Raw genomic sequence first — 22,171 nt, 5'->3', positions numbered from 1 at the left:
GTAGCCAACCGCCCGGAGGACCGTTACTCACCAGGTCCGACCACGACTCCACCACATCGACTTGCTTGCCCTCGGCAACTTCAACGATCCGGGAGACTACTGCTCCGGTGCTTCTCCCCGCGCGGCACTGATGATCGGGTCCGTCTCGTCGTCGAACTCCCCGATCACCTCCTCGAGCAGATCCTCCAGCGCCACCACCCCGAGCGGCTGATCATCGGCCTGTACGACGGCCAACTGGGAACGGCGATCGCGCATCGTCCGGATCGCCGTCGCGACCGGGGTGTCGGCCGGCAACTGCAGCGGCGCCGTCATCAGGTCGGAGGCGCGGAGGGTGGTCCCGCCGCCCGTGGTCGCGCGGGCAGCGTCACGGACGTGCACGATGCCGCAGATCGTCGTACCGGTGCTGACGACGGCCAGGCGGGAGCGGCCTTGACGCCGGCTGGTGAGCTCCACCTCGCGGGCCGAGGCGTCGGCCGGGACCGTGCTGAGGTTCGCGATCGGCGTCATCACCTGGACGACCGTGGTGTTCTGCAGGGCGAGCATCGCGGTCAGCAGGTCGTGTTCGGCCGCTTCGAGGGTGCCGTGCCGGCGGGACGACTCGATCAGCAGCCGGAGTTCGTCCGGACCGTGGGCGCTGGCCAGCTCGTTCTGCGGGGTCACCTTGAGTGCGCGGACGCAGAGGTTGGCGAGCCAGTTGAGGACAAGGAGCAACGGGCGGAAGACGAACGTGAAACCGCGGAACGGCAGCGCGAGCAGCTGCGCGGACCGCTCGGGGTTGCTGATCGCCCAGGACTTCGGGGCCATCTCACCGAGCAGGACGTGCAGCAGACCGATACCACCGACGGCGATGATCAGCGCGATCACATGGCCGGCGCCCTCCGGCAGGCCGATCAGCTCGAACAGCGGATGCAGCAGGTGCGCGACCGCCGGCTCGGCCAGTGAGCCGAGGCCGAGCGTGCACAGGGTGATGCCGAGCTGGGCGCCGGCGAGCATCAGCGACAGCTCGCTCACTCCGGCGATCGCGGCCCGTGCCGATCGGCTGCCGGACGCGGCGGCCGCTTCGAGCCGGTGCCGCTTCGACGCGACCAGGGCGAACTCCGCGGCCACGAAGAACCCGTTCAGGATCAGCAGCAGTCCCGAGATGAGCAGGGCGATCGGCGTACTCATGTCACCCGCTCCATCACGACGATCCCCGGCACATGCCGTTCGATGCTCTGAACCGTGAGCCGGACGATCTCGGGCGGGATCAGGCGGCCGTCGTGATCGAACCGCCGGGGCAGTTCCACCATCACCTCGTCACCGACCACCGGGATCCGGCCGAGCTCGGCCATCACCAGGCCGGACACCGTCTCGTAGCCGTCCCCCTCCGGCAGGTTGATGCCGGTGGCCTCGGCGACCTCGTCGAGCCGCCAGCGCGCCGGCACCACCCACGACCCGTCCGCGCCCTGGACCAGCCCGGTCTCCGGCAGATCGTCCTCGTCCCGGATCTCACCGACCAGTTCCTCCGCGATGTCCTCCAGCGTGATGATCCCGGCGAATCCGCCGTACTCGTCCACCACGATCGCGAGCTGGCGATGCGCCGTCCGTAGCCGTTCCAGTACGACGGGCAGCGGCAGCGTGAACGGTATGGCGACCGGCTCCGACGCGAGTGAGCCCACAGTGACGTGGCTCCGGTCGGCCGGTTCGACCTCGACCACGTCGCCGATCGCGATCACCCCGACCACCTCGTCGACGGAGTCGGCGATGACCGGGAACCGGCTGTGCCCGGTGTCCTGCAGCTCGACCACCCGGGTCAGCGGGTCGTCCTGGTGCACGGTGACCACGTCGGGGCGCGGGCGCATCGCCTCACCGGCGATCCGGCCACGGAAGTCGAGGCCGCGGTCGAGCAGCCGCGTGGTGTCCTCGTCCAGCAGCCCCTGCTCGTACGAGCTGACGATGATGCGGTCGAGCTCCTGAGCAGTGGCACCCTGCGGGAGTTCCTCGACCGGCTCGATGCCGACCCGGCGCAGGATCCGGTTCGAGGCGGTGTCGAAGACCGTGATCAGCGGACCCGCGACGGCCAGGTACATCAACGTGGACCGGGACAGGCCCAGCGCGATCGCTTCGGCCTTCGCGATCGCCAGGTTCTTCGGCGCCAGCTCGCCCAGCACCATCTGGATGATCGTTGCCGCGAGCAACGCCAGGACGACCGAGATGGACAGGCTGACCGTCTCCGGGACGCCGGCCGAGCCGAGGACGCGGGCCAGGCCCTCACCGAGGTAGGGCTCGGCGACATACCCGGCCAGAAGTGCGGTGATGGTGATCCCGAGTTGCGCGCCGGACAGCACGAACGAGAGCCGCGCCGTCACCTTCAGGGCTCGGGCGGCCGCCGCGTCACCACCGTCGGCCAGCTTGTGCAGCCGGTTCCGGTCGACCGCGACGTACGAGAACTCCTGCGCGACGAAGTAGCCGGTGGCAACGGTCAGCACCAGGATGAGGCCCAGGCCGGCCAGGATCAGCATGTACCGACTGTAGGAGAACTCCAGCGATCGCAGTACCGCGGGGTGAACTACTTCCAGAGGAGGACCTTGCCGTCGCGGATCAACTCGCCGTACATGGCCGGATCGACGCGGTCGGCCAGGATGAGGTCCACGATCGGCGTGACCGCCTCGGCCGGCGCCTTCGCCTGGCTGAAGTCCTCGAACCACGGTCGCGACGCACGCGTGTCGACCAGCCCCGGACAGACCGCTGCGACCAACGTCCCGTCGGCCAGATCCGCGGTACGACGGGTTGCCGCGACCGCCCGGACCGCCGCGACCTGCGCAACCTTGGACGGCAGGTTGATCCACTCCGGCCAGCCGTGCTCCCCCGCCGTACCGTCGTGCACTGAGCGTAGCCAGTCCTCGACCGCTTGCTCGACCTCCGCCAACGTCACGCCGTCGAACCGGGGCCACAACCGCTCCGGCAGGTGATCGAGCGTGCCCAGCGAACTCGCCACCACGATCAGCCGGCCGCCGGGCCTGATGATCGGTCCGAACGACCGGAGCACGTACTGCGCGCCGCGATTGGCGACATCCACGAAGACATCCACCTGCTCACTCTGGGGACGCTCCGGCACCAACGGTCCGATCGCGTTGGAGATCACGATGTCGACCGCCCCCAGCTCCCCGGCCAGTCCGGCGACCGCATCCGGGTCGGTCACGTCCAGCACCCGCCCCTCGACCCGGGCGACTCCGTCGATCCTGCTGACCGCCTCGGCCACCCGCTGGGGATCTCTGCCAGTGAGGAGGACCAGGTCCTCGGGGTCCATCCGGGTGGCGAGCTCCTGGACGAAGGCGAAGCCGATGCCTTGGTTGGCGCCGGTGACGAGAGCGATGCGATGAGCTGTCATGCGGCCAACCTAGGTTCGGATCCGGCATGACTCCAACGAGACTTCAGCACACGTAGTATGCGTAAACGTCATGGACTTCACCGATGTCTCCCTGGTCGCGTTACGGGTGTTCCGCGAGGTCGCGGAGCGCGGGACGTTCACGTCGGCGGCGACCGCTCTCGGGTACACGCAGTCGGCGGTGTCCCGGCAGATCGCCTCGCTCGAGCGTGCGGCAGGTGCGTCGTTGCTCGAACGGCGGCGCGAAGGCGTGCGGCTGACGGCAGCAGGCCAGGTGGTACTGCGCACCGCTGCCGGCGTACTGGATCGGATCGACGCGACCGCACGTGAGCTGGCCGGGCTGCCGGTGGCGGGTGGGACCGTGCGGCTCGGGTGGTTCCCGAGCACGGGTGCGGTGGTGTTGCCCCGGGCAATCAGTGCGTTGCGGCGGGCACATCCGGCGATCACGGTGACGACGCGGGAAGGCTCGACGCCGGCCCTGGTACGGGCGCTGCGGGCGGGCAGCGTGGATCTGGCGTTGCTGGCGTCGGCGCCGCCGTTCCGGCCGCCGGACGCCGAGTCGCCCGCGCTGAAGCTGGAGACGCTGGCAGAGCGGAGCCTGCTGCTGGCGGTGCCGGCCGGTCATCCGCTCGCCGCGAACGACTGGGTGGACGTGTCCGAACTGCGCGGTCAGCGCTGGATCGCCGGGCCGCCGTCCGGCGAGGAGTTGCTGATGGGTGTGTGGCCGGGGCTCGACGAACGTCCGGAGATCGCGCACACGGTCCGCGACTGGCTGGCGAAGCTGCAGCTGGTCGCTGCCGGTGCCGGTCTGACCACGATCTCCGCATCGATGGCCGCGGCCGCACCGCCCGGCGTCCGCGTGCTCGCTGTCCGCGGTGGACCGGAAGAACTCCGCCGGACCGTCCTGGCCCGGCTTCCCGGCCGGCCGTCAGACGCCGCGGCGCTCCTCGCCGACGCCCTGCGCGCCGCCACCCTCGAGGTCGGTCACTGAGCCCTGGGCCGCCGGCGCCTTCGCCTCGACCGCGCTCGCCGCTGCTGCCGGTGCCGCTGCTGCCGGTGCTGCCGGTGCCGGTGCAGGTGCAGGTGCAGGTGCAGGTGCAGGTGCCGGCTTCTCCTCCTCGGCGGTGACCTTTTTGAACTCGACCATCGCCCGGGCGGCGTTCCGGCTGAGCTCGGGCAGCTTCTTCGCCCCGAACAGCAACACCACGATGACCAGGATGACGATCCATTCGCCGCCCTGCGGCAGCTCGAGCAGTGGCACCATGACATGTCCTCTTTCCAGGAAATCCCCCGCCAAAGTACGTCGGCCGGCGAACCGTAGGGTGGGCCATATGTCACGAGTTCTGCCGGAACTTTTCGCCACCGCGGTCCGCCGGGACGGTGGCGCTCCCTTCCTCACCTACTACGACGACGCGAGCGGTGAGCGGATCGAGTTGAGCACCGTCACCACCGCGAACTGGGTCGCCAAGACGGCCAACCTGCTGGTCGACGAGTACGACCTGGAGTCCGGCGAGACGGTCGCGATCGGGCTTCCGCCGCACTGGCTCGGCGTCGTCTGGGCGCTGTCCGCCTGGTCGGCCGGCGCGTCGCTCACCAGCGGCACCGGCGCGCTCGCGATCACCGGACCGGACTTCGCGATCCGCGGTGAGCGGGAGACCATCGCGTCGGCGCTGCTGCCGCTCGGCGGCCGGTTCCGCGAGCCGCTCCCGGACGGCATCCACGACTACGGCGCCGAGGTCTACAACCACCCGGACGTGTTCGTCCCGTTCGATCCACCGTCGCCGACGTCACCGGCGTACGACGACCTGACACACGACGACCTGATCAGTACGGCGGAACCGATCGCGGACCGGATCCTGGTCACCCGCGACCTGGTCAGCCCCGAAGGTGTGGGTCTGCTGGTCGGGGTGATCGCCGGAGGTGGTTCGATCGTGCTCTGCCGCAACCTGGACGCGTCGAAACTGGAGCGGCGGATGTCGGACGAAAAGGTCGATCGAGTGGTGGGAGACTGACGTGCAGCGGTTCACAGGGCGGGTGGCACTCGTCACGGCGGCGGCGCAAGGGATCGGTGCCGCGGTGGCACGGCGGATCGCGGCCGAGGGTGGCTCGGTGGTCGTGACCGATCTCCAGGAGGAGAAGGTCGCTCAGGTCGCCGGGGAGCTCGGCGAGCAGGCGATCGGCCTGCGGGTCGACGTGACGAACCGCGACGACGTCGACGCGGCGGTCGCCGCCGCGGTCGAGCGGTTCGGCCGGCTGGACGTGGTGGTGAACAACGCCGGCGGGTGCATCGTGACGTCCGTGCCCGAGGATGCGACCACCGAGGAGTGGCACCAGCAGCTTGACCTGACCCTGGTCGGTGCGGCTCGCTGCATCCAGGCGGCGCTCCCGCACCTGGTGAAGACCCGCGGCAACGTGGTCACCATCAGTTCGGTGAACGGCCTCGCTGCCTTCGGCAACATCGAGTACTCCGCGGCCAAAGCCGGCCAGATCGCGATGACGGTGAACTACGCGGCGCGGTACGGCGGGATGGGCATCCGCTTCAACGTCGTCGCGCCGGGCACCATCCGGACCCCGAACTGGGACAATCAGCCGGACACGCTCACAGAGTTCGGCAAGATGTATCCGCTCGGCCGGGTCGGCGAACCCGAGGACATCGCCGCCGCCGTCGCGTTCCTCGCCTCCGACGACGCCTCCTGGATCACCGGCCACACCCTCCCGGTCGAAGGCGGCATCCTCACCGGCCCGGGCCTGATGAACCTGACCCCCTCCGGCCACTTCCGGAAGGAGTACTAGAAGCTGAACCAGAAGGTCACGCGGAGCGGTAGGCCGGGAACAGCGAGGCCGAACCAGAACGCGCGACCGAGCAGGCATCCGCCGCGATGACGGCGGATCGCCTGCAAAACAAGGGATCCCGGAGTCAGCGCAGCCAGAACGCCGAGCAGGCTGTAACCAAAGGTCGTCCAGCCACCGATGACCGATCCGATCCCGAGCGCGAGCCAGATCAGCCCGCCGAGGAACGACGCGGGGCTCCAGAGCGCGTCACGCGTCCGCCACGGCTGCCGCACCGGCAGCCCACATGGGCACCCCACAACGGCGTCCGCCGCCCCCGGCGGAGTCCATCGGCCCCCGGGGTCGGGCATCCCGGCGGGCTTCCCGGCAGGGTTGCCGGGGTCGGGCATCCCAACGGGGTTGCCGGGGTCGGCAGTCATGGGCCAGATGGTAGGCCGGATCAGCCCTTCGGCCAGGCCTGCCACGCGGTGGCGAACATGTCGTCGACCGTGTAGCTGTTCTTCCAGTCCAGGTCGCGGGCGGCCAGTTCGCCGGTGGCGACGACCCGGGAGGGGTCGCCCGGACGGCGGGGGCCTTCCGTCGGCGTGAAGTCGATGCCGGTGACTCTGCGGGCGGCGTCCATGATCTCGCGGACCGACGTACCGGTGCCGCTGCCGAGGTTGTAGACGCGTTCCAGCGCCTTCCCGCCTTCGAGTGCCCGGGCCGCGGCCACGTGCGCGCGGGCCAGGTCAGCAACGTGCACGTAGTCCTTGACCGACGTGCCGTCCGGCGTCGGGTGATCGGTGCCGTAGATCTGCGGGACCTTCCCCCGCGTCAACAAGTCGCACACGATCGGGAACAGGTTGTACGGACTGGCGTCGTATACCGAAGGATCGCCGGAGCCGACCACATTGAAGTACCGCAGGGAGGTGTGGTTCAGCTCGACGGCGCGGGCCTGGTCCCGGAGCAACCACTCGCCGATCAGCTTCGACTCGCCGTACGGGCTCTGCGGGTCCGGCGGCGTCTGCTCGGTGACCACCTCGTCCTTGGGTGTCCCGTAGACCCCCGCGCTGGAGGAGAAGACGAGGTTGCGGATCTCCTTGTCCGCCATCGCCTCCAGCAGCGACACCATCGCGGTCACGTTCTGCGTGTAGGTGTGCAACGGCCGGTCCACCGACACTCCGGCGTACTTGAACCCGGCGAGGTGGACGACCCCGCTGACCCCGTCCAGCGCGTCGCGGACCGCCGCACCGTCGAGCAGGTTCGACCGCACGAACGGGACGCCGTCCGGGACGAACTCGGCCTTCCCGCTGGACAGGTCGTCGATCACCACCACGTCGATACCGTCCGCGAGGAACGCGCGCACCACATGCGCCCCGATGTATCCGGCACCACCAGTCACGAGCCACGTCATGTCTTCGATCCTGCCACCACACCGCAACCCAGGGCGCGCAGACGGGCCGAACCCGTACCATCAGGCAATGATCGGACTTGTGCTCGCCGCCGGAGCCGGCCGCCGCCTCCGCCCGTACACGGACACGTTGCCCAAGGCACTGGTCCCGATCCATCCCGGCACCACCGTTCTCGACCTCACGCTGGCCAACTACGCCGAGGTCGGCATCACCGAGGTCGCCGTCGTCGTCGGGTACGCCGCCGAGGCCGTCCAGGCCCGGGTGAAGGGCTTCGAGGAGCGGTACGGCGTACACCTCGAACTCGTCCACAACGACAAGGCCGAGACCTGGAACAACGCGTACTCGCTGTGGTGCGCCCGCGACCTGCTGACCAACGGAGTCATGCTCGCGAACGGTGACACCGTGCACCCGGCCTCGGTCCAGCGCGCGCTGCTCGACGCCCGGGGTGACGGCCGGCAGATCGTCCTCGCGCTGGACACCGAGAAGAAGCTGGCCGACGAGGAGATGAAGGTGATCTGGTCGGAGCCGGCCGGCGTCGAGCGGATCACCAAACTGATGGATCCGGCCACCGCCACCGGCGAATACATCGGCGTCACCCTGATCGAGCCGACCGCCGCTGCGGAGCTCGCCGACGCGCTCCGGGCGACCTGGGAACGCGATCCGAACCTGTACTACGAAGATGGGTACCAGATCCTGGTGGACCAGGGTTTCCGCATCGATGTCGCCCCGATCGGCACCGTCGACTGGGTCGAGATCGACAACCACGACGACCTGGCCCGGGCGCGGGAGATCGTATGCCGCTCCTAGCCCGGATGATTCCTGTGCCGTTGGTGGTCGACGTGCGGCGCGGGGCGCTGGGCGACCTGTCGAAGATCCTTGCGGACCAGCGGATCTCGCCGTCCGGGCGGGTCGCGATCGCGGTCGGTGCGACGCACGGGCCGGAGATCCGGGAGACCTTCGAGCCCGGCCTCGTCGGCGCGGACTGGTTCACCGTGGAGGGCGGCACGATCAACGCCGCGATCAAGCTGATGGAGAAGAGCCGGCGGCAGCAGTACGACGCGATCGTCGGGATCGGCGGCGGCACCGTGCTGGACGTGACCAAGTTCGCCGCGGCCCGGATCGGGTTGCCGATGGTCGCGGTCGCCACCAACCTCGCGCACGACGGGATCGCCTCGCCGATCAGCACCCTGGACAACGACGCCGGCCGCGGCTCGTACAGCGTGCCGGCGCCGATCGCGGTCCTGGTCGACCTGGACCTGATCGGCCAGGCGCCGGCCGGGTCGGTCCGCAGCGGGATCGGCGACATCGTCTCGAACCTGTCCGCGACCGCCGACTGGGAGGCCGCGCACCTGCTGCGTGGTGAGGCGATCGACGGGCTGGCGGTGGCCCTGTCGCGGACCGCGGCGCAGGCGGTGATGGACCATCCCGGCACGCTCGCCGACGACCGGTTCCTGACCACGCTGGCCGAAAGCCTGGTGCTGTCCGGGATGGCGATGGTGGTCGCCGGTACGTCGCGGCCGTCGTCCGGGGCGTGTCACGAGATCTCGCACGCGATCGACCTGCTGTACCCGGAGCGGCGTGGATTCCACGGTGAGCAGGTCGGGCTGGGCGCGGCGTTCGCCTGGTTCCTGCGCGGCGACCTCGACCGCTTCCACGCCACCGTCGACTGCCTGTACCGGCACGGCCTGCCGGTGACGCCGCTGCAACTCGGGTTCACGCTGGACGAGTTCGCCGAGATCGTCGCCTTCGCCCCGCAGACCCGCCCGGGCCGCTTCACCGTCCTGGAAGAAGCCGCGCTCACCCCCGAACGCATCACCGCCAAGGTCGCCGACTTCACCGACCACGCCTACGCCCGTACCCAGGCCCCGGTCACCCCCGAAGGCCGGAACCTCGGCGTTTGATTGGATGGGGTGGTGGATCTTGACTGGCCGGGGTGCCGGAACGTGCGGGATGTTGGTGGATTGCCGACGGCCGATGGGGGCCGGGTCCGGGAGGGCGTGCTGATTCGCGCCGACAGCCTGCAGTTCCTGTCACCCGAGGGCGTCGAAGCGGTACGGCGGGCCGGCGTCGGGCGGATCCTGGATCTGCGAGGTGACGGCGAGGTGGCCGAGTGGCCGACGCCGTTCACGGACGATCCGTTGGCGGTTCGGCAGGCGTTGCAGGATCCGGCGGATCCGGACCACGGGCAGGCGACCATCATCGATGCGTGTACGTGGATGCTCGATCGGCGCCCGGAGTTGTTCGCGGCCGCGCTGAAGGCGATCGCGGACGCACCCGACGGTGCGGTGGTGGTGCACTGCCACGGTGGCAAGGACCGCACCGGCATGGTCGTCGCGCTGGCCCTGAGCATCGCCGGCGTACCCGAGGACGAGATCGTGGCCGACTACTTCCTCACCCAGGAACGGCTGGCCGGCTGGCTGGAGGAGCAACTCGCGGACGAGCCGGACACGTCGTTGCACCCGGAGATGATCGAGTTCCGCGACACCCGGGCCGAGTCGATCATCGCGATCCTGCGCCACCTCGACGACACGTACGGCGGCCCCGAGGCCTACCTGCGCCACGGCGGCCTCAGCACCGACGATCTCGACCGGCTGCGCAAGCGCCTGACCTGAGTCACGACAACATCACCAAGCGCAGTACATTGGCGCCCATGCCCATCGCCAAGCCGACCGGAGTGACTGACCCGGCGGCACTGGCCGAACGTTACGGGCTGACCAAGAGTTCGCTCCGCCCACGGCTCGGCGCCTACCTGCGTGAGCTCTGGGGCCGTCGCAAGTTCATCGCCAGCTATGCGCGAGCACGCACCTACGCGATGTACGCCGGTGCCCGCCTCGGCTCGTTGTGGCAGGTGCTGACCCCGATCCTGAACGCGGCCGTCTACTACCTGGCGTTCGGTGTCCTGCTCGGCACCAAGAACGGGATCGACAACTACGTCGCGTTCCTGCTCAGCGGGATCTTCGTCTTCACCTACACACAGCGCTGCATGACCGAGGGCTCGCGCTCCCTCGCCCTCAACCTGTCCCTGATCCGCACCCTGCACTTCCCGCGCGCGACCCTCCCGCTGGGCTACGTGCTCAACGAGCTGAACCAGATGCTCGTCTCGATGGGCCTCCTGTTCGTCATCGTCGGCGTGACCGACGGATTCGCCTGGCGCTGGCTGCTCGTCGCCCCCGCGCTGCTGCTGCAGAGCATGTTCAACGTCGGGATGACGCTGATCTTCGCGCGGATCGGCACCTTCATCTCCGACGTCAGTCAGCTGCTGCCGTTCATCACCCGGACCTGGCTGTACGCCTCCGGGATCTTCTTCTCGCTGCCGGCCAAGCTGACCGAGGCGAACGCGCCGGAGTGGGTGATCCACGTCCTCGCGTTCAACCCGATCTCGGCGTACATCGACATCGTCCGGCGGTCGCTCCTCGACGAGCACGAGGTGAACCAGCTGCCGCACGCCTGGCCGATCGCGATCGGCTGGTCGGTCGTCGTACTGGCCGGTGGGTTCGTCTACTTCTGGCGAGCGGAGGACCGCTATGGACGGGGCTGAACCGACGGTCATCGCCGACCACGTGGACATCGTCTACAAGGTGATCGCCGGACAGGGCGGCAAGGGTACGGCGGCCACCGCGTTCCGGCGCATCCTCAAGCGGCAGGACCGGCCGACGATCCGCGAGGTGCACGCGGTCAAGGGCGTCAGCTTCACCGCCTACAAAGGCGACGCGATCGGCGTGATCGGCCGCAACGGCTCCGGCAAGTCGACCCTGTTGCGCGCGATCGCCGGCCTGCTGCCACCCGAGTCCGGCGCCATCTACACCGGCGGCCGGCCGTCGCTGCTCGGCGTCAACGCGGCGATGATGAACGACCTCACCGGCGACCGCAACGTCGTCCTCGGCTGTCTCGCGATGGGGATGTCGGCGGCCGAGATCGACCGGCGGTACGACGAGATCGTCGAGTTCTCCGGGATCGGCGAGTTCATCGACCTGCCGATGTCGACGTACTCGTCCGGGATGGCGGCCCGGCTGAAGTTCGCGATCGCGTCGGCCAAGACCCACGACATCCTGCTCGTCGACGAGGCACTCGCGACCGGGGACGCCGAATTCCGGGTCCGGTCCGAACGCAAGATCCGCGAACTACGCGACCACGCCGGGACAGTGTTCCTGGTCAGCCACAGCCTGGACGTCGTACTCGACACCTGCAACCGCGCACTGTGGCTGGATCAAGGCGTACTCCGCCTCGACGGCAGTGCAGCCGAGGTCGTTGCCGCCTACACGAAATCAACGCGCGGCTGACGGCTTCTCGCGGAGGCCGACCAGGAAGCCCAGACCCCACGAGACGTGCATGGTGGCGCAGACCAGCGGCATCCAGAACAACGCCTTCCAGGGCAGGTAGCGCCCCTCGAAGGCCGAGCCCGCCAGCAGCAGCAGCCCGTAGCCGAGCGGAGCCAGGAAGCCCAGGTCGAGCCAGCTGTTGCCGGTGATCAGGCCGATGATGCCGAGGATGGTGCCGATCGCCAGCAGGATCACCGCGACCGGCGGCGCGAGGTAGCGCTTGTTCGCGGTCTCCGGGTGCCGGCGGATCACCTCACGGCGCCACTGGCCGGTGTGGAAGAACTGCTTCGCCACCGCCGACAGCGAGGATCGCGGCCGGTAGGTGACGGACAGGTCCGGGCTGAACCAGATCAGGCCGCCGGTCTTGCGGATCCGGTAGTTCAGCTCCCAGTCCTGGGCCCGGTGCATGGTCTCGTCGAACCCGCCGACCCGCTCCAGCGCGGCCCGCCGGAACACGCCGAGGTAGACAGTGTCGGCCGGACCCGCCTTACCGCCCTGGTGGAACGTCGACGCGCCGAGCCCCAGCCGGGACCGGTACGCGCAGGCGACCGCCATCTCGGTCGGCGTCCGGCCCTCGGCCGCCATCACGCCGCCGACGTTGTCCGCGCCGCTCTCGTCGAGCACCTCGACCGCGCGGGTGATGTACCCGTCGGTGAGGGCACCGTGGCCGTCGACCCGGACCAGGATGTCGTGCTTGGCGTGCGCGATGCCGACGTTCAGCGCGGCCGGTGTCTTGGCGGTCGGGTTCGGCACGATCGTGATCCGCGGGTCGCGGTCGGCGAGCTTCTCCGCGATCTCCTGGGTCCGGTCCTTGCTCGGGCCGATGGCGAGGACGACCTCCAGCTCGCCGGGATAGTCCTGGTCGAGGACGCGGCCGACCGCTTCCTCGAGGTGGCGTTCCTCGTTCAGCACGGGCATCACGACGGACACTGGCGGCCAGTGGGACAACGGCATATCAGGTCAGGCCTTACAGATCGAAGCGACGTCGTCGACGTCGTTGGTGGGTTTGGACGGTGAGCTGCTGGGTTTCGGGGTCTTCTTGGTGGTACTGGTGGTGGGCTTGCTGGTAGGACTACGCGGAGTGCTCGAAGTCTTACCGTCTCCTTCCGGGGCCGCCTTGTCCAGCGCTTCCGACTTCCCGACCGCTTCCGCAACCTTGGTCCTGATCAGGGCGAAGTCGGGATCGCCGGTCCGGATCAACGGAGGGACCGCGGAGAAGCTTGACACCGGGAGCTTCTTCGCGTCCAGCGCGAGATCGGTGAAGGTGCCCAGCTCACCGGCCGGAATGTCGGTCTGGACCACTTGTTTGCTGGCCTTGGCGATGCCCTGGAACTTGGTCAGCACGGTCTGCGGCGACAGCTGGTTCAGCATCGCCGACATCACGCACTTCTGCCGGGTCATCCGCTCGTAGTCGGTCGATCCCTCCCGGGACCGGGCGAACCAGAGCGCGTGGTAGCCGTCCAGGTGCTGGTTCTTGCCGGCCTCGATATAGCCCTTGATCGGCGAACTGCCGCCGCCGATCGGGACCCGCTTGCCGACGTCCAGGGTGATTCCGCCGACCGCGTTGAGCAGGTCCCGGAACCCGGCCAGGTCGATCAGCACGTAGTAGTTCACCTTCAGCCCGGTGATCGCCTCGACCGCCTGCCGGGTCGCGGTCACGCCCGGGTTCGGGTCATTGGGGAACAGGTTCTTGTGCTCGGAGGCGTACATGTAGACGCCGTTGAGCAGGCAGTTCGACGCACAGTTCTTCCAGGTGAAGCCCTCGGGGAACTGTTTGGCCATCGCCGTACCGGCCGGGAACGGCACTTTGGCCATGTTCCGCGGCAGGCCGATCAGCAGGGTCCGGCCGGTGTCGGCGTCGATACTGGCCAGCGTGATGCTGTCCGGCCGGGTGCCGATCCGGTCCGCACCGGAGTCGCCGCCGAGCAGCAGGACGTTGTAGCGGCCCTTCTCGGCCTTCGACTTCTGGCCGCTGCCGAACACACTGGCGACGAAGTCCCGCTGCGTGTTCACGATGACACTGCCGTAGATCAGTGCGCCGACCACCGCGAACACCAGCACCGCGTCCAGGATGCTGGTGGCGAGCCGGTGGTTGCGCTCCAGCGTCAGCGGCTGGCCGAGCCGGTACGCGTCCACGAACAGCGCGGCCCAGCCGATCGCGAGCACGATCAGCAGGATCTGGACGATCCGCAGCGTGCCCGGCCGGGCCATCAGATTGATCGTGCCGGACCGCCAGATCAGCGAGAGCACGACCAGGAAGACGACGATCGCGACCAGGCCGGCGATCACCCGCCAGGCCCATCTGCCGGCCCGCTTGCTACCGGCCACGATCTGCGCCGACCCCGGCAGCACCAGGGTCATCAGTACCAGCGTCAACGCCCGCTTGAATCGCACCGGCTCGCTGAGACTGCGCAGGTCAGGCTTCTCCTGCGGCATGACGTCCTTCCGTTCTCTGATCTCACGCAACACGGCGGACCGAAGCTGCAGTCGACCGTACCTTGTCGTCCCCACCACCACTGAGTAGACGTGCCGAGCGGTGTGATGGTTCGAGCAAGGGCGGATCCGGAGACGAAGAGTAGCAGCCTTCTCACTCAGCGCAGGAAAACCCGTGCAGACACCCTGTGGACGGCCGGTTTGACGCAGTTGTGATGGTAGACGGCGGGTGGATGCGTTACGAAGTGCCCCAAGCACACTCAGTGAGGACAGGAAACCGCCCATGAAACTGTTCCGTACACTTCTGGCCGCCACAGCGGCTGTCACCACCACTCTGGTCGGAACGATGTCGGCTCAGGCCGTCGAGTCCGCCCCGCAGCCGGCCGTCCAGGCACCAGGTGCCGACTTCGCCGGGATCGCGGCACTCAGCAACTGCTCCGCCTCCCTCGTCCGGTACGCCGAGTCGGTCGACTCCGATCGCGCGCTGGTGCTCACCAACGGGCACTGCTACGAAGGCGGGTTCCTGAATCCGGGCGTCGTACTGGTGAACCGGGCGTCGAGCCGCTCGATCACGCTGCTCCGGCCCGACTCGAGCCGGGCCGGCACGGTCCGGGCGCGCCGGATCGTCTTCGGCACCATGACCAAAACCGACATGCTCGTCTACGAGGTGAACGAGTCGTACGCGTCGATCAAGTCCCGGCTCAACGTCAGCCCGCTGACCCTGGCCAAGCAAGGACCGGCCGACGGCGCCGGCATGGCGGTCGTGTCCGGGTACTGGAAGCGCATCTACACCTGCTCGGTGCAGGCGACGATCCCGCAACTGCGCGAGGGCAACTGGACCTGGCAGAACTCGATCAAGTACCAGCAGCCCGGCTGCGAGACGATCGGTGGTACGTCGGGATCCCCGGTGGTGAGCACCTCCACGGGTGAGGTCATCGGTGTCAACAACACCGGCAACGAGGACGGCGAGCGCTGCACGGTCAACAACCCGTGCGAGGTCGACGCCAATGGCAACATCACCGTCGACCAGGGCGCCGCCTACGGCCAGCAGACCTGGTGGATCTACACCTGCCTGACCGCGACCCGCACCATCGACCTGAACAAGTCCGGCTGCCAACTCCCGAAGCCCGCCGCCCGCCGCTGACCGAGTGTGTCCGGCGGCCACCGCGCGTGGCCGCCGGACCGGTTGAACACCGTACGAGTGACGCATTCCACTTGATATCCGGTAACGTCGCGGCGCATGGCAGTCGACACCTCCACTGACCAAGTCAGCCAAGCACGATGGCCGAGCCCGTTCGGGGTCCGGACCAGGTTGGTCGCGTCCAGTGCGCTGATGCTCTTCCTCGAGCTCGCGCTGATCCGCTGGACCGGCTCCAACGTGGTCCATCTGAGCTACTTCTCGAACTTCGTCCTGCTCGGCTCGTTCCTCGGCATCGGGATCGGCATCCTCCGGTCCAGCCGGGCGAAACGACTGCCCTACTACTCACCGTTGATGCTCGGCCTGCTCGTCCTGGTGGTCGCCTGGAAGCCGGTCACCGTCAACCGCGGCAGCTCCGAGAGCGTCATCTACTTCACCAGCCTGAACACCACCGGCCCGCCGGTCTGGGTGATCCTGCCGATCATCTTCATCGCGGCCGCGGTGATCCTGGCCGGTCCGGCCGAGCTGGTCGGCCGCTGTTTCGCCGAGCTGCCGCGACTGACGGCGTACCGGTACGACCTGATCGGCAGCCTGATCGGGATCGGGGCGTTCACCGGGCTGTCGTTCCTGGGCGCGCCGCCGATCTGGTGGGGCGCGATCGTCACCTGGATGTTCGGCGCCCTGATGATCCCGCGGACCCAGATCGGTGCGATATCGCGTCGTACGGTCGTCGCCACCGGGCTGAGCGCGGTCCTCGTCCTGTCGCCGCTGCTGGTGATGGTCGGGATCCTGTTCCACGAGTCGAAGCAGCCGGAGAACAGTTGGTCGCCGTACTACAAGGTGCAGACCAAGAGCTACACCTGGCAGGGCGTCCCGCTGCTGACGATCACGGTGAACGGCGTACCGCACCAGCAGGCGATCCCGGCCGACTCGCGGCTGCAGTGGGAGCCGCAGTACGGGCTGCCGTACGAGCGGGCGAACGCCGGCAAGGCCCCGAAGAACGTGCTGATCATCGGTGCCGGCTCGGGTTCGGACGTCGCGATCGCGCTGAAGAAGGGCGCGGAGCACGTCGACGCGGTCGAGATCGACCCGCGGATCCGCGACCTCGGCAAGGAACTGCACCCGGACCGTCCGTACCAGGACCCGCGGGTGACCTCGCACATCGACGACGGGCGGGCGTTCCTGTCCCGGACGGACAAGAAGTACGACCTGATCCTGCTGGCCCTGCCGGACTCGCTGACGCTGGTGAACGGCGCGAGTTCGCTGCGGCTGGAGAGCTACCTGTTCACCCAGGAGGCGTTCGAGAGCGCCAAGGAGCACCTCAACCCGGGTGGCGCGTTCGCGATGTACAACTACTACCGCGAGACCTGGCTGATCGACCGGCTGGCGTCGACCGCGGAGACCGCGTTCGGGCACAAGCCGTGTGTGGACCAGGTCGGTGACGACCTGCAGCAGGCGGTCGTGACGGTCGGGCTGACCGAGGCCGACCAGACCTGCGGCGACAAGGCGTGGGCCGGGGCGACGTCGATCACCCCGCCGCCCGCGACCGACAACCGGCCGTTCCTGTACCTGTTCACCGACCGGATCCCGTCGCTCTACCTGGTCACTCTCGGCCTGATCATGGTCGCCGGGCTGATCGGGGTCGGGATCGCCGGCGGCGGGTCGTCGTACCGGCGGATGAAGCCGTACGCCGACCTGTTCCTCCTCGGCGCCGGCTTCATGCTGCTGGAGACGAAGAGCATCACCGGGTTCGCCCTGTTGTTCGGTACGACGTGGGTGGTGAACGCGATCGTGTTCGCCGGCGTCCTGATCGCCGTACTGGCCGCGGTCGAAGTGACCAGACGGTTCAAGACTCCACCGATGAAGGTGATGTACGCCGTCCTGTTCGGCGGGCTGGCACTGGCGTGGATCTTCCCCGACGAGTGGCTGCTCTCGATGCCGGTCGGCCTGCGCGCGGTGGTCGCCGTCCTGATCGCGTTCCTGCCGATCTTCGCCGCGAACGTGATCTTCGCCAAACGGTTCACCGACACCGCGGATGCCACCGCCTCGTTCGGTGCCAACCTGCTCGGGGCGATGCTCGGCGGCTGCCTCGAGTACGCCGCTCTGCTGATCGGCTTCGACGGGCTGCTGATCGTCGCCGCGCTGCTCTACATCGGAGCCTTCCTGCTGACACCGAAGGTCCGCGCGGTGGTCCGAAGTTAGCGGTCCTGCGGGCGTTCCGGGTTAGGGCCCGCGTTGTACGGCGGGAAGCCGGTGCCCGGCGGCTGGGTCGGGAAGGTGTTGCCGGGCGGCGGATAGTTGCCCGGCGGCGGATAGTTGCCCGGCGGCGGGTAGTTGCCCGGTGGGTAGTTGCCCGGGGCACCTTGCCCCGGGCCGCCGCCGGGGAAGGTGTCGCCGGGGCGGTTGCGGCGGCGATTCCTGACCGCGCCGACGACCAGGAAGACGATGCCGAGGCCGAGGAAGATCAGGAACGAGCCGATCGCGCCGAAGATCGAGACGACGAACGCGACGACCGACATGTGTGGGCCGGCGGCGTACGTCGCGCCGGTCTCGTCGTCGGTGCAGGAGATGTTGTAGTCGCCCGCCGGCACCCTGTCCACCGACCGGGCGACGACGTACCAGGTCTCGGAGTTGACCGTGATCTGCTCCGAGCCGGTCGGCTCCTTGAGCGGTATGTCGGCGCCGCTGGAGTCCTTCGCCTCGCACGGTGGTGTGAGCACCGGCACCGACGCGTAGATCGTCAGGCCCTCCTTGTCCAGGTGGACGACACCCGCCTCGATCGGCTCCGGCGTCCGCGGAGCCGTCGCGATGATTCGGTAGGTGAAGAAGCCGGTCAGACCGAGCCCGATCACGAAGCACGCGACCGCGATCCAGGTCAGGGTCCTCTTCTTCCGCGGCGCGGCCGGTCCGGGATAGGTGCTCATGACTGAACGGTAGCGCCACCGCGGCCTAAGGTACGCCGAGCAACCTCAGACCAGCGGCGGTCGCGGCGGCAGCCACCACGACCAGCACGAACGGCGCCTTCCGCCAGGCCAGGACGCCGCCGACCAGCACACCGGCCGGCCGGGCGATCCCGGCGGGACCGTCGCCGTCCATCAACGCGGCGGTCGCGACCAAGGCGGCCAGCAGGACGATCGCCGCGGCACCGAGGACCTGCTGGGTCCGCTCCGGGATCTCGAACCGGCTGCGCATCAAGGGCCCCGCGAACCGGAGCGAAAAGGTGCCAACAGCAAGGATCGCGATCGCGGCCAGCAGCAGCGGGGTGTTGTTCATAAAGTGACCTCCAGGGCGGGCTTGTTCGTGCGGTAGAACACCAAGCCCACCAGGGCGAGCAGCACCGGCAGACCGGCCGGCAGGAACGGCGTCGCCGCCAACGCGACCACACTTCCGACCAAGGCCGCCGTGCGCGTCGACTTGTCCCGCAACGCCGGCAGCACCAGCGCCAACAGGACAGCTGGGAACGCCGCGTCCAGCCCGAAGACGTCGGTGTCGGTGATCACGGTCCCGGCCAGCCCGCCGACCACGACACCGACGTTCCAGCAGACGAAGATCCCGATCCCAGCGGCCCAGTACGCTGCCCGCTTCTGCCTGAGTTCGTCCTGGCCCAATGCGAATGCGACGTTCTCGTCGGTCATCAGGTGACTGCCCGGCACCCGCCGCCAACCGCGACCGATCACGTCGCTGACGGCCAGCCCGAACGCGACGTGCCGGGTGTTCACCAGCAGACCGGCGATCATCGCCGCGATCGGGCTCCCGCCGGCCGCCACGATCCCGACGAACAGGAACTGCGACGCACCCGCGAACACCACGATCGACAACACCACCGGCACCCACAGCGGCAGCCCGTTGCCGACGCTGATCGCGCCGTACGAGAGCCCGACGACGCCGTCGGCCAGGCAGACCAGCCCGATGTCGCGGGCCAGTCCTCGGTCGAGTGTTCGCCAGATCGAACGCATGGGTTTTATGATGAACAGCAGGCGCCCGTTCGTCAAGCCGAACAAGTAGACCGATGGAGCGAACACTGATGGACACCAAGGCCCCGCTCGACGTGATCGCGGCCTCGCTGCGCCGCCACCGGGCCCGCGCGGGACTGTCGTTGACCGAAGTGGCGAAACGCGCCGGCGTCGCGAAGTCCACGCTGTCCCAGCTGGAGTCCGGCACGGGCAACCCGAGCGTGGAAACCCTGTGGGCGCTGGCCGTCGCCCTCGACACCCCGTTCGCCGCGCTGCTCGATCCGCCCCGGCCCAAGGTCCAGGTGATCCGCGCCGGCGACGGTCCGGTGATCTACTCCGACCAGGCCGAGTACAGCGCCACCCTGGTCGCGTCCAGCCCGCCGAACGCCCGCCGCGACATCTACCGCATCGTCGCCTCCCCCGGCCCTGGCCGGAAGTCCGAACCCCACATGCCCGGCGTCGTCGAGCACGTCGTCCTCAGCTCGGGCCTCGCCCTGGTCGGCCCCGCCGACGACCCGATCGAACTCCGCCCCGGCGACTACCTCGCCTACCCCGGCGACCTCCCGCACATCTTCCAGGCCCTGGAAGAAGGCACCACGGCAGTCCTGGTCTCCGAGCACAACTGACTTTTCCTGCTCAGGTCTGGACAGCACTGCACAATTCTGCGCATCATCGTCGTCGAGCGCTCAAACGAAGTCCGCCCCGCTTCGCTTGGAGGTAGCACCCCGATGCGACTCAAGTCCCTGCTGCTCTGCGCCCTTCTCGGCCTCACCACGGCGTTGATCCCGGCGTCGACCGCGACCGCGGTCGGCGTCACGCCCGGCACGTACGTCAACTACACCTTCGACAACCCGTCGCTGACACAGGCCGAGTTCCGGATGACGATCAACGCGTCACCGGGCAAGGCCAACGTGTACTGGGCCAACCAGTTCGGCTTCACTGCCGGCAGTGTCGGTGGCTACACCGGCATGCAGACCCATCGTGACGGCGTCGGCATGTTCATCTACTCGCTCTGGAACTCGACCGCCTGGCGGGCAGGCGACGCCGGCACCTACTGCATCCAGTTCCAGGAGGACGGCACCGGCGGCAGTTGCAGGCTCGACCAGAGTCCGGTCGCCGGTCACACCTACGCGTTCGCCATCGCGAGCGAAGGTAGCGGCTGGTACGGCGTGACCGTTCGCGACCTGACCGCCGGTACGTCGTTCAAGCTCGGCAGCCTGCAGACCGGCGCAGGCAACACCATCAGTACGTCGGGCATGGTCAGCTGGACCGAGTACTTCGACTGGAACAACGACCGGGCCACCTGCGACGACGAGCCGTACTCCAAGCTCACGATGACCCTGCCGACCAGCGGCAGCCAGACTGCCCACTTCACCGGCAGCTCGGAGAGCAGCGGCTGTGCGGCCGACAGCCAGGTGACGATCTCCGGATCCACAGCGGTGCAGGAGAACGGCATCGGCAACTCGTCGTCCGGCGAGATCCGTGGCAGCGGCGGCTGTCTCGACGTCTCCGGCGGCGGCAGTGCCAACGGTACGGCGATCCTGCTGTACAGCTGCACCGGCGGGAACAACCAGAACTGGGTACGCGCCGAGAACGGCTCGATCCACGGGCTGTTCAGTTGCCTCGACGCGAGCGCGACCCAGGCCGGCGCCGTCGTCCTCTACAGCTGCCACGGCGGCACGAACCAGAGCTGGGACCTACCCGGTGACGGCACCGTCCGCAACCGCTCGACCGGACTCTGCCTCACCGCACCCGCTGCCTCGGGCAATCCGGTAACCGTTGCCAGCTGCAACAATGCTGCGGCACAGCGCTGGACCGTGCCGGCCTGACCCGACGAGGCGCCCGTGACCGCCGGTCCCGGGCGCCTCGTCGTACCTCGAGGATCAGAGTTTGCGGCCGACGCCGCCGGCGATGCACTCCTCGACCTGGTTGAGGGGCTTGACCCGCGGGCCGTCCGGCCACCAGTCGTCGCAGAGGACCAGGCCGGGCGGGACGAGCTCCTGGCCGGGGAACATCGCGCGGATCTCGTCGTACGTGCGGAAGACGCCGCTGCCCATCGGGCTGTGGGTGAACTTCTCCTCCATCTTGCGCGCGATCTCGGAGTGCTCCGGGGTCTGCGGGTCGAGGAAGTGGGCGATCACCGTGTACGAACCGGGCACCACGGCGTCGACGTACTTCTGCATCAGCTGCGGAGCGTCGTCGCCCAGGTAGTGGTGGATGGTGCCGTTCTGGATCACCGCGATCGGCTGGTCGAAGTCCAGGAAGTCCTGCTCCTTCACCAGCTCGAGCACCTCGTCGGGCTCGAAGATGTCGGCGCTGACGAACAGGGTGTTGTCGTTCTCCTCCAGCAACGCGCGGCCGTGCGCGAGCACCACCGGGTCGTTGTCGATGTAGAGCACCTTGGCCTCGGGCCGCAGCCGCTGCACCACCTGGTGGGTGTTCTCCGCGGTCGGCAGCCCGGAGCCGCAGTCGAGGTACTGCGTGATACCCGCCTGGCCGGCCAGGAAGCGGCAGGCCCGGATCAGGAAGTTCCGGTTGGACCACGCGAGATCGTTGACCTGCGGTGCCACGGTGGCGACCTGGCGGAGCACTTCACGGTCGACCTCGTAGTTGTCCTTGCCGTTCAGCGCGGCGTCGTACACCCGGGCGATGCTGGCCCGGGTGGTGTCCACGCCCACCGGAATCGAACTGGGTGCCTTGGTGGCATCGGGCATCAGCGAACCTCGCAGGAGTCGGGATGTCTGTAGGGCAGACTCTACTGACCGTAGGGTTCCGTGAAC

At 68.6% G+C, this 22,171-nt stretch carries 24 protein-coding genes; 12 read left to right on the top strand and 12 right to left on the bottom strand.

What is annotated here, in order from left to right; genetic code table 11:
• Positions 1-96: 96 nt before the first annotated feature.
• From ACGFIF_RS13960 to ACGFIF_RS13950, 3 genes are read right to left on the bottom strand one after another with little or no spacing between them, the layout of a single operon-like run.
• A complete protein-coding gene (locus ACGFIF_RS13960; RefSeq protein WP_393154629.1) occupies positions 97-1,167 on the bottom strand; it encodes a hemolysin family protein in 1,071 nt (356 codons plus the stop codon).
• Positions 1,164-2,501 (bottom strand): hemolysin family protein, encoded by a 1,338-nt coding sequence (locus ACGFIF_RS13955; RefSeq protein ID WP_393154628.1) that lies wholly within the window; start codon positions 2,499-2,501, stop codon positions 1,164-1,166. The genes ACGFIF_RS13960 and ACGFIF_RS13955 overlap by 4 nt, the downstream gene beginning before the upstream one ends.
• Positions 2,502-2,548: 47 nt before the next feature.
• Complete coding sequence (locus tag ACGFIF_RS13950; RefSeq protein ID WP_393154627.1) at positions 2,549-3,370, bottom strand: SDR family NAD(P)-dependent oxidoreductase; 822 nt, start codon at positions 3,368-3,370, stop codon at positions 2,549-2,551.
• A gap of 70 nt (positions 3,371-3,440) precedes the next feature.
• Between ACGFIF_RS13950 and ACGFIF_RS13945 the strand changes: the two genes are divergently transcribed.
• Positions 3,441-4,358, top strand: coding sequence for a LysR family transcriptional regulator (locus tag ACGFIF_RS13945; RefSeq protein ID WP_393154626.1), 918 nt, complete (start codon positions 3,441-3,443; stop codon positions 4,356-4,358).
• Here the strand turns inward: ACGFIF_RS13945 and tatA are convergent.
• A complete protein-coding gene (gene tatA / locus ACGFIF_RS13940; protein WP_393154625.1) occupies positions 4,296-4,631 on the bottom strand; it encodes a twin-arginine translocase TatA/TatE family subunit in 336 nt (111 codons plus the stop codon). The genes ACGFIF_RS13945 and tatA overlap by 63 nt on opposite strands.
• 67 nt (positions 4,632-4,698) lie before the next feature.
• Here tatA and ACGFIF_RS13935 point away from each other — a divergent pair, with 67 nt between their 5' ends.
• Both ACGFIF_RS13935 and ACGFIF_RS13930 read left to right on the top strand, forming a co-directional pair.
• Positions 4,699-5,379 carry a TIGR03089 family protein gene (locus tag ACGFIF_RS13935; protein ID WP_393154624.1) on the top strand — a complete coding sequence of 227 codons (681 nt, stop codon included), beginning with the start codon at positions 4,699-4,701 and terminating at the stop codon, positions 5,377-5,379.
• A gap of 1 nt (position 5,380) precedes the next feature.
• Positions 5,381-6,160, top strand: coding sequence for an SDR family NAD(P)-dependent oxidoreductase (locus tag ACGFIF_RS13930; protein ID WP_393154623.1), 780 nt, complete (start codon positions 5,381-5,383; stop codon positions 6,158-6,160).
• Here ACGFIF_RS13930 and ACGFIF_RS13925 read toward each other — a convergent pair.
• The gene (locus tag ACGFIF_RS13925; protein WP_393154622.1) at positions 6,157-6,576 is read right to left on the bottom strand and encodes a hypothetical protein; all 420 of its coding nucleotides are present in this window, start codon (positions 6,574-6,576) and stop codon (positions 6,157-6,159) included. The genes ACGFIF_RS13930 and ACGFIF_RS13925 overlap by 4 nt on opposite strands.
• Before the next feature lie 20 nt (positions 6,577-6,596).
• Positions 6,597-7,550, bottom strand: a complete 954-nt coding sequence (gene galE, locus ACGFIF_RS13920) for a UDP-glucose 4-epimerase GalE (protein WP_393154621.1) — start codon at positions 7,548-7,550, stop codon at positions 6,597-6,599.
• Positions 7,551-7,617: 67 nt separating this feature from the next.
• On the opposite strand from galE, the gene ACGFIF_RS13915 reads away from it, so the two are divergent.
• From ACGFIF_RS13915 to ACGFIF_RS13895, 5 genes are read left to right on the top strand one after another with little or no spacing between them, the layout of a single operon-like run.
• Positions 7,618-8,355 (top strand): sugar phosphate nucleotidyltransferase, encoded by a 738-nt coding sequence (locus ACGFIF_RS13915; protein ID WP_393154620.1) that lies wholly within the window; start codon positions 7,618-7,620, stop codon positions 8,353-8,355.
• Positions 8,343-9,449 carry an iron-containing alcohol dehydrogenase family protein gene (locus ACGFIF_RS13910; RefSeq protein WP_393154619.1) on the top strand — a complete coding sequence of 369 codons (1,107 nt, stop codon included), beginning with the start codon at positions 8,343-8,345 and terminating at the stop codon, positions 9,447-9,449. Before ACGFIF_RS13915 ends, ACGFIF_RS13910 begins: the two co-directional genes overlap by 13 nt.
• Positions 9,450-9,458: 9 nt before the next feature.
• Positions 9,459-10,160 carry a tyrosine-protein phosphatase gene (locus ACGFIF_RS13905; protein ID WP_393154618.1) on the top strand — a complete coding sequence of 234 codons (702 nt, stop codon included), beginning with the start codon at positions 9,459-9,461 and terminating at the stop codon, positions 10,158-10,160.
• A gap of 38 nt (positions 10,161-10,198) precedes the next feature.
• Positions 10,199-11,086 carry an ABC transporter permease gene (locus ACGFIF_RS13900; protein WP_393154617.1) on the top strand — a complete coding sequence of 296 codons (888 nt, stop codon included), beginning with the start codon at positions 10,199-10,201 and terminating at the stop codon, positions 11,084-11,086.
• Positions 11,073-11,828 carry an ABC transporter ATP-binding protein gene (locus tag ACGFIF_RS13895; protein ID WP_393154616.1) on the top strand — a complete coding sequence of 252 codons (756 nt, stop codon included), beginning with the start codon at positions 11,073-11,075 and terminating at the stop codon, positions 11,826-11,828. The genes ACGFIF_RS13900 and ACGFIF_RS13895 overlap by 14 nt, the downstream gene beginning before the upstream one ends.
• On the opposite strand, the gene ACGFIF_RS13890 is transcribed toward ACGFIF_RS13895, so the two are convergent.
• The gene (locus ACGFIF_RS13890) at positions 11,814-12,821 is read right to left on the bottom strand and encodes a glycosyltransferase family 2 protein (protein ID WP_393154615.1); all 1,008 of its coding nucleotides are present in this window, start codon (positions 12,819-12,821) and stop codon (positions 11,814-11,816) included. The two genes, ACGFIF_RS13895 and ACGFIF_RS13890, sit on opposite strands and share 15 nt — an antisense overlap.
• A 6-nt stretch (positions 12,822-12,827) precedes the next feature.
• The gene (locus tag ACGFIF_RS13885) at positions 12,828-14,303 is read right to left on the bottom strand and encodes an LCP family protein (protein WP_393154614.1); all 1,476 of its coding nucleotides are present in this window, start codon (positions 14,301-14,303) and stop codon (positions 12,828-12,830) included.
• A gap of 280 nt (positions 14,304-14,583) precedes the next feature.
• Between ACGFIF_RS13885 and ACGFIF_RS13880 the strand changes: the two genes are divergently transcribed.
• Together ACGFIF_RS13880 and ACGFIF_RS13875 are read left to right on the top strand one after the other, a co-directional pair.
• Positions 14,584-15,444, top strand: coding sequence for a serine protease (locus ACGFIF_RS13880; RefSeq protein WP_393154613.1), 861 nt, complete (start codon positions 14,584-14,586; stop codon positions 15,442-15,444).
• 96 nt (positions 15,445-15,540) lie between these two features.
• A complete protein-coding gene (locus ACGFIF_RS13875; RefSeq protein WP_393154612.1) occupies positions 15,541-17,640 on the top strand; it encodes a spermidine synthase in 2,100 nt (699 codons plus the stop codon).
• On the opposite strand, the gene ACGFIF_RS13870 is transcribed toward ACGFIF_RS13875, so the two are convergent.
• From ACGFIF_RS13870 to ACGFIF_RS13860, 3 genes are read right to left on the bottom strand one after another with little or no spacing between them, the layout of a single operon-like run.
• Complete coding sequence (locus ACGFIF_RS13870) at positions 17,637-18,362, bottom strand: hypothetical protein (RefSeq protein WP_393154611.1); 726 nt, start codon at positions 18,360-18,362, stop codon at positions 17,637-17,639. The two genes, ACGFIF_RS13875 and ACGFIF_RS13870, sit on opposite strands and share 4 nt — an antisense overlap.
• A 25-nt stretch (positions 18,363-18,387) precedes the next feature.
• The gene (locus ACGFIF_RS13865) at positions 18,388-18,711 is read right to left on the bottom strand and encodes an AzlD domain-containing protein (protein ID WP_393154610.1); all 324 of its coding nucleotides are present in this window, start codon (positions 18,709-18,711) and stop codon (positions 18,388-18,390) included.
• Complete coding sequence (locus tag ACGFIF_RS13860) at positions 18,708-19,394, bottom strand: AzlC family ABC transporter permease (protein WP_393154609.1); 687 nt, start codon at positions 19,392-19,394, stop codon at positions 18,708-18,710. The genes ACGFIF_RS13865 and ACGFIF_RS13860 overlap by 4 nt, the downstream gene beginning before the upstream one ends.
• A 68-nt stretch (positions 19,395-19,462) precedes the next feature.
• On the opposite strand from ACGFIF_RS13860, the gene ACGFIF_RS13855 reads away from it, so the two are divergent.
• Both ACGFIF_RS13855 and ACGFIF_RS13850 read left to right on the top strand, forming a co-directional pair.
• Positions 19,463-20,017 carry a helix-turn-helix domain-containing protein gene (locus ACGFIF_RS13855; protein ID WP_393154608.1) on the top strand — a complete coding sequence of 185 codons (555 nt, stop codon included), beginning with the start codon at positions 19,463-19,465 and terminating at the stop codon, positions 20,015-20,017.
• A gap of 102 nt (positions 20,018-20,119) precedes the next feature.
• Positions 20,120-21,220, top strand: coding sequence for a ricin-type beta-trefoil lectin domain protein (locus ACGFIF_RS13850; protein WP_393154607.1), 1,101 nt, complete (start codon positions 20,120-20,122; stop codon positions 21,218-21,220).
• 54 nt (positions 21,221-21,274) lie between these two features.
• Here the strand turns inward: ACGFIF_RS13850 and ACGFIF_RS13845 are convergent, their stop codons facing one another.
• Complete coding sequence (locus ACGFIF_RS13845) at positions 21,275-22,105, bottom strand: SAM-dependent methyltransferase (RefSeq protein WP_393154606.1); 831 nt, start codon at positions 22,103-22,105, stop codon at positions 21,275-21,277.
• Positions 22,106-22,171 lie beyond the last annotated feature (66 nt).

The organism is Kribbella sp. NPDC049174 (assembly GCF_043197365.1).
In the GTDB taxonomy this organism is placed as follows: domain Bacteria; phylum Actinomycetota; class Actinomycetes; order Propionibacteriales; family Kribbellaceae; genus Kribbella.
The sequence above is the reverse complement of the archived record's forward strand: the minus strand, read 5'-3'. Positions and strand labels throughout refer to the sequence as shown.

Bases quoted from the DNA above. Each gene is read 5' to 3' on its own strand.
- ACGFIF_RS13845 (WP_393154606.1), bottom strand. From the start codon at position 22,105: ATGCCCGATGCCACCAAGGCACCCAGTTCGATTCCGGTGGGCGTGGAC.
- ACGFIF_RS13885 (WP_393154614.1), bottom strand. From the start codon at position 14,303: ATGCCGCAGGAGAAGCCTGACCTGCGCAGTCTCAGCGAGCCGGTGCGA.
- ACGFIF_RS13935 (WP_393154624.1), top strand. From the start codon at position 4,699: ATGTCACGAGTTCTGCCGGAACTTTTCGCCACCGCGGTCCGCCGGGAC.
- ACGFIF_RS13855 (WP_393154608.1), top strand. From the start codon at position 19,463: ATGGACACCAAGGCCCCGCTCGACGTGATCGCGGCCTCGCTGCGCCGC.
- ACGFIF_RS13870 (WP_393154611.1), bottom strand. From the start codon at position 18,362: ATGAGCACCTATCCCGGACCGGCCGCGCCGCGGAAGAAGAGGACCCTG.
- galE (WP_393154621.1), bottom strand. From the start codon at position 7,550: ATGACGTGGCTCGTGACTGGTGGTGCCGGATACATCGGGGCGCATGTG.
- ACGFIF_RS13900 (WP_393154617.1), top strand. From the start codon at position 10,199: ATGCCCATCGCCAAGCCGACCGGAGTGACTGACCCGGCGGCACTGGCC.
- ACGFIF_RS13890 (WP_393154615.1), bottom strand. From the start codon at position 12,821: ATGCCGTTGTCCCACTGGCCGCCAGTGTCCGTCGTGATGCCCGTGCTG.
- ACGFIF_RS13910 (WP_393154619.1), top strand. From the start codon at position 8,343: ATGCCGCTCCTAGCCCGGATGATTCCTGTGCCGTTGGTGGTCGACGTG.
- ACGFIF_RS13880 (WP_393154613.1), top strand. From the start codon at position 14,584: ATGAAACTGTTCCGTACACTTCTGGCCGCCACAGCGGCTGTCACCACC.
- ACGFIF_RS13945 (WP_393154626.1), top strand. From the start codon at position 3,441: ATGGACTTCACCGATGTCTCCCTGGTCGCGTTACGGGTGTTCCGCGAG.
- tatA (WP_393154625.1), bottom strand. From the start codon at position 4,631: ATGGTGCCACTGCTCGAGCTGCCGCAGGGCGGCGAATGGATCGTCATC.
- ACGFIF_RS13875 (WP_393154612.1), top strand. From the start codon at position 15,541: ATGGCAGTCGACACCTCCACTGACCAAGTCAGCCAAGCACGATGGCCG.
- ACGFIF_RS13960 (WP_393154629.1), bottom strand. From the start codon at position 1,167: ATGAGTACGCCGATCGCCCTGCTCATCTCGGGACTGCTGCTGATCCTG.
- ACGFIF_RS13925 (WP_393154622.1), bottom strand. From the start codon at position 6,576: ATGACTGCCGACCCCGGCAACCCCGTTGGGATGCCCGACCCCGGCAAC.
- ACGFIF_RS13955 (WP_393154628.1), bottom strand. From the start codon at position 2,501: ATGCTGATCCTGGCCGGCCTGGGCCTCATCCTGGTGCTGACCGTTGCC.
- ACGFIF_RS13850 (WP_393154607.1), top strand. From the start codon at position 20,120: ATGCGACTCAAGTCCCTGCTGCTCTGCGCCCTTCTCGGCCTCACCACG.
- ACGFIF_RS13950 (WP_393154627.1), bottom strand. From the start codon at position 3,370: ATGACAGCTCATCGCATCGCTCTCGTCACCGGCGCCAACCAAGGCATC.
- ACGFIF_RS13915 (WP_393154620.1), top strand. From the start codon at position 7,618: ATGATCGGACTTGTGCTCGCCGCCGGAGCCGGCCGCCGCCTCCGCCCG.
- ACGFIF_RS13895 (WP_393154616.1), top strand. From the start codon at position 11,073: ATGGACGGGGCTGAACCGACGGTCATCGCCGACCACGTGGACATCGTC.
- ACGFIF_RS13860 (WP_393154609.1), bottom strand. From the start codon at position 19,394: ATGCGTTCGATCTGGCGAACACTCGACCGAGGACTGGCCCGCGACATC.
- ACGFIF_RS13865 (WP_393154610.1), bottom strand. From the start codon at position 18,711: ATGAACAACACCCCGCTGCTGCTGGCCGCGATCGCGATCCTTGCTGTT.